Origin of the sequence: Kitasatospora sp. MBT63, assembly GCF_000710465.2 — a bacterium.
In the GTDB taxonomy this organism is placed as follows: domain Bacteria; phylum Actinomycetota; class Actinomycetes; order Streptomycetales; family Streptomycetaceae; genus Kitasatospora.
Window position 1 is genome coordinate 5,208 of the sequence record NZ_JAIZ01000530.1, and the last position, 3,732, is coordinate 8,939.

A 3,732-nucleotide genomic window follows, 5' to 3' on the forward strand; every position below is an offset into this window, starting at 1 on the left:
GCCGTTCGGGCCGCCCTCGCCGGAGGCGCCGTTGTCGGAGACCACGACGAAGACGGTGTTGTCGAACTGGCCGATGTCGTCGAGGTAGGCCAGCAGGCGGCCGATCTGGTCGTCGCAGTGGGAGACGAAGCCCGCGTACACCTCGGCCATCCGGGCGAACAGGCGGCGCTCGTCCTCGTTCAGCTCGGCCCAGGGCCGGGTGTAGTCCAGGGCGGGGAACGGCTCGCCGTTCGGGCCGCTGCGGGTGTAGGGGCTGCCGATCGGGTTGAGCGGCGGCAGCTCGGTGTCGGCCGGGACCAGGCCGAGCTCCTTCTGGCGGGCCAGGATCTGCTCGCGCATGGCCTCGTAGCCCGCGTCGAACCGGCCCCGGTAGCGGTCGATCCACTCGCGCGGTGCCTGGTGCGGGGCGTGGGCGCAGCCCGGCGCGTAGTAGAGGAAGACCGGGCGTTCGGGGGCGAGCGCCTTGACGTCGTCGATGTACTGGATCGCCTTGTCGGTGATGTCGACGCCGAAGTGGTAGCCCTCCTCGGGCGTGGCGGGCTGTTCGACCGGGTGGTTGTCGTGGACCAGGTCGGGGTACCACTGGCTGGTCTCGGCGCCGAGGAAGCCGTAGAACCGTTCGAAGCCGCGCCCGGTGGGCCAGTTGCGGCGGGTGGAGGCGAGATTCATCTCGTCCTCGGGACACAGGTGCCACTTGCCGGTGATCGCCGTGCGGTAGCCGTGCTCGACCAGCACCTCGGCGATGGTCGCGCACTGCGGCGGGATGTGGCTGTTGGCGTTCGGGAACCCGATCGCGGCCTCGCTGATGCACGCCATGCCGTTGGTGGTGTGGTTGCGTCCGGTCAGCAGCGCGGAACGGGTCGGGGAGCACAGTGCGGTGGTGTGCCACTGGGAGTAGCGCAGACCGCTCTGCGCCAGCCGGTCGATGTGGGGGGTGTCGATCGGGCCGCCGTAGCTGCTCAGCGCACCGAAGCCGACATCGTCCAGGACGATGTACACGACGTTCGGTGCGCCCTCGGGGGCCTTCGGTTGCTCGTACGCCGACCAGTCCGGCACAGAGTCACGGACGTCGAGGTTCACCACTCCGCGAAACGTCGGAGGCACGGGTCCCGCCTTCCACCGGTACGCCCGCACCACGGATCGGTGCGGGCTCCTGGCCGCCATGCTGGTACCGGCGTCCGGCGGTGTGCGGGGCGGCACGCGTGGCCGACCGGGTGAACGGACCCCGGTGACGGACCGCCGGTGCGGGCGGTTCAGCGCACCACGCAGCGGAACCCGAGGTGGCAGGTGGCGGTGTCCTCGGTCTGCCCCTGCCGGGCCGCCGGCCGGTAGCGCAGGCAGTAGGCGGGCGCGCACAGGTGCGAGCCGCCCTTGACCACCCGCCGGGGGAAGCGCTCCGCCGCCGGCCCGGCGGGGTCCGGCGGCGGGGTGTCGACCCGGGGGTTGCGCGGGACGCAGCAGGCCGAGGGCGCCGGGTCGGGATGCCGGACGGTGTAGTGGTCGCGGGTCCACTCCCAGACGTTGCCCGCCATGTCGTGCAGGCCGTAGCCGTTGGGCGGGTAGCTGCCCACCGGGGTGGTGCCCGGGGCGGGGCCGGCCTTCCCGGCGGGCCGGTACTCCCACGGGAACCGGCCGTGCCAGGTGTTGGCCATCCGGCGGCCCCTCGGCGTGAACTCGTCGCCCCACGGGAAGACCGCCGAGGCGAGACCGCCCCGGGCGGCGAACTCCCACTCCGCCTCGGTGGGCAGCTCCTTGCCCGCCCAGGCGGCGTAGGCCCGGGCGTCCTCGAAGGAGACCTGGGTGACCGGGTGCCGGTCGCGCCCGTTGCGCGGGCTGCCCGCGCCGTACGGGCGGTGCCAGGACGCGCCCGGGGTGTAACTCCACCACCGGCGCCAGTCGTCGAGGTCGACCGGCCCTGGGGTCATCCGGAAGACCAGCGCGCCGGGGACGAGCCCGGCCGGGTCGGCCCCGGGGTAGTCGGCGGGGTCCACCGGACGCTCGGCCACGGTCAGGTAGCCGGTCGCGCGTGTGAAACGGCGGAAGGCGGCCACGGTGACGGGGTGTTCGTCCATCCAGAAGCCGTCCACCACCACCGGGTGCACCGGCCGTTCCTCCGGGTAGAACGCGTCGGACCCCATCAGGAACGAGCCCCCAGGGATCCGTACCATGCCCCGGGCCGGCGCCGGGAGCGGTCGCTGCGCAGTCGTCGTCACGACACCTGACGGTGCACCACCTCGGGTGGGTCCGGCGCGGCGACACGCCCGGGCCGGTCCGCGGGACGCGGGTCACCGCCGGGTCCGGGTCACCGCTTCAGCGCCCGGTACCGCTTGAGCAGCGCCGTGAGCCGGGCCGGGTCGCCCGCGCCGTTCAGCTCCGCCAACAGCGTGTCGGGGCACAGTTCGTAGTGGTCACCCCACCAGCGGCGCACCTTGTTGTCCCAGATCCGGTACCCGCCCGGTACACCCCGCGCCACGTACCGCCGCCCGCCCACCGCACCAGCCTCCCCGGGAGCGGCCCGCGCGGCGCCCACCGCCCGGCAGCGTACCGGCGCCGCAGCGGCCCCGCACCGCCGTACCGCCGTACCGCCGCCGCCGGAGCAGCACTATGATCATCTGACTGTCAGTCACCCGGACGGAGACCCGAACACCCATGGCGGACCAGCGCGTTGTCATCGTCACCGGCGGCGGTACCGGAATCGGCGCCGCCACCGCCAGGCTGCTGCGGGCCGGCGGGCACCAGGTGGTCGTCTCGGGCCGGCGGCCGGAACCGCTGCGGCGCGTCGCCGCGGAGACCGGCGCCCTCGCCCACCCGTCCGACACCACCGACCCGGACGGCATCCGGTCACTGGTCGACGCGACACTGGCCGCCTTCGGCCGGCTCGACGGACTCGTCGTCAACGCGGGCATCGGGCGTGGCGGCGCCGTCGGCGACCTCTCCCCGGAGGACTGGGAGACCGTCATGCGGACCAATGTGACCGGCCCGTTCCTGCTGCTGCGGGCCGCACTGCCGCACCTGCTGGCGGCCCGCGGCGCGGTGGTGGCCGTCGCCTCGGTGTCCGCGCTGCGCAACGGCCCCGGCAACGCCGCGTACGCGACCTCCAAGGCGGCGCTGCTCCAGCTCTGCCGCTCGCTCGCCGTCGACTACGGCCACCGGGGGCTGCGCGCCAACACCGTCTGCCCGAGCTGGGTGCGGACCGAGATGGCCGACCGGCGGATGGCCCGGTTCGCCGACGAGGCCGAGCTGCCCGGCGGCGCCGAACAGGCGTACCTGGAGGCGACCCGGCTCAGCCCGATCCGGCGGCCCGGCGAGCCGGAGGAGGTCGCCGAGGCGATCGACTGGCTGCTGTCACCGGCGGCCGGACTGGTCAACGGCGCCGTGCTGACCGTCGACGGCGGGACCAGCGCCCTCGACCCGGGCACCGCCGCGTTCGACTTCCACCTGCGCCCGCGCTGACCGAGGGCCTGGGCCCGGCGGCCGGGGGCGGATTGGCCCGGGCGGCCGGGCGGGTGATAGGCATGCCCCTTGATCCCGCGACCGCCCGTCGCACCAGCTCCGACCTGCGAGGACCCCCGTGGCCGACGGCCCCCACCACGCCCCGTCCAAGGCCGCCCCGTCGAAGGCCGGCCGGTCCAGGGCGGCGCTGCCCGCCGTCCTGCTGACCGCCGGCCTGCTGCTGGCCGGCTGCGCGAAGCCCGCGGACGATCCCCGCGCGGCCCCGACCGCCGCACCCGC

At 74.7% G+C, this 3,732-nt stretch carries 4 protein-coding genes; 1 reads left to right on the forward strand and 3 read right to left on the reverse strand.

Annotated features, from left to right (window positions below; all coding sequences use genetic code 11):
• The 3 genes from AA75_RS28520 to AA75_RS28530 all read right to left on the reverse strand — a co-directional run.
• On the reverse strand, window positions 1-1,104 hold a 1,104-nt coding region (locus tag AA75_RS28520), incomplete at its 3' end, for a sulfatase-like hydrolase/transferase (protein ID WP_033823162.1).
• Window positions 1,105-1,253: 149 nt separating this feature from the next.
• Window positions 1,254-2,168: a formylglycine-generating enzyme family protein gene (locus AA75_RS28525; protein WP_033823158.1), complete on the reverse strand. Its 915-nt coding sequence runs from the start codon at window positions 2,166-2,168 to the stop codon at window positions 1,254-1,256.
• 134 nt (window positions 2,169-2,302) lie between these two features.
• Window positions 2,303-2,491: a hypothetical protein gene (locus tag AA75_RS28530; RefSeq protein ID WP_033823159.1), complete on the reverse strand. Its 189-nt coding sequence runs from the start codon at window positions 2,489-2,491 to the stop codon at window positions 2,303-2,305.
• A gap of 158 nt (window positions 2,492-2,649) precedes the next feature.
• Between AA75_RS28530 and AA75_RS28535 the strand changes: the two genes are divergently transcribed.
• Window positions 2,650-3,453 (forward strand): SDR family NAD(P)-dependent oxidoreductase, encoded by an 804-nt coding sequence (locus AA75_RS28535; protein ID WP_033823160.1) that lies wholly within the window; start codon window positions 2,650-2,652, stop codon window positions 3,451-3,453.
• Window positions 3,454-3,732: the final 279 nt, after the last annotated feature.